The sequence below is a fragment of the Frateuria sp. GZRR33 genome (assembly GCF_051900425.1).
Lineage (GTDB): Bacteria > Pseudomonadota > Gammaproteobacteria > Xanthomonadales > Rhodanobacteraceae > Frateuria_A.
Genome location: NZ_JBHZGK010000033.1, coordinates 1 through 548, shown reverse-complemented (window position 1 = coordinate 548; position 548 = coordinate 1). Strand labels below are relative to the sequence as shown.

Sequence of the window (548 nt, the reverse complement as noted above, 5' to 3'; positions counted from 1 at the left end):
GCGCTGGACAGCTACATCCCCGAGCCGGTGCGTGCGATCGACAAGCCGTTCCTGATGCCGGTCGAAGACGTGTTCTCGATCTCCGGCCGCGGCACCGTGGTGACCGGTCGTATCGAGCGCGGCATCATCAAGGTCGGCGACGAAGTCGAAGTGGTGGGCATCCGTGACACCCAGAAGACCACCGTCACCGGCGTGGAAATGTTCCGCAAGCTGCTCGACCAGGGTCAGGCGGGCGACAACGCCGGTCTGCTGCTGCGTGGCCTGAAGCGCGACGACGTCGAGCGCGGCCAGGTGCTGGCCAAGCCGGGCACGATCACCCCGCACACCGACTTCGAGGCCGAAGTCTATGTGCTGTCCAAGGACGAGGGTGGCCGTCATACGCCGTTCTTCAAGGGCTACCGTCCGCAGTTCTACTTCCGCACCACGGACGTGACCGGCGCGGTCACGCTGCCGGAAGGCGTGGAGATGGTCATGCCGGGCGACAACATCAAGATGGTGGTGAGCCTGATCCACCCGATCGCGATGGACGAAGGCCTGCGTTTCGCCAT

1 protein-coding gene is annotated in these 548 nt (G+C 65.0%); it reads left to right on the top strand.

The annotated features are described in order from the left end of the window. Positions 1-548 (top strand): EF-Tu/IF-2/RF-3 family GTPase (locus tag ACFWZU_RS16280; RefSeq protein WP_439702556.1); only part of this gene is annotated, 548 nt, incomplete at both ends.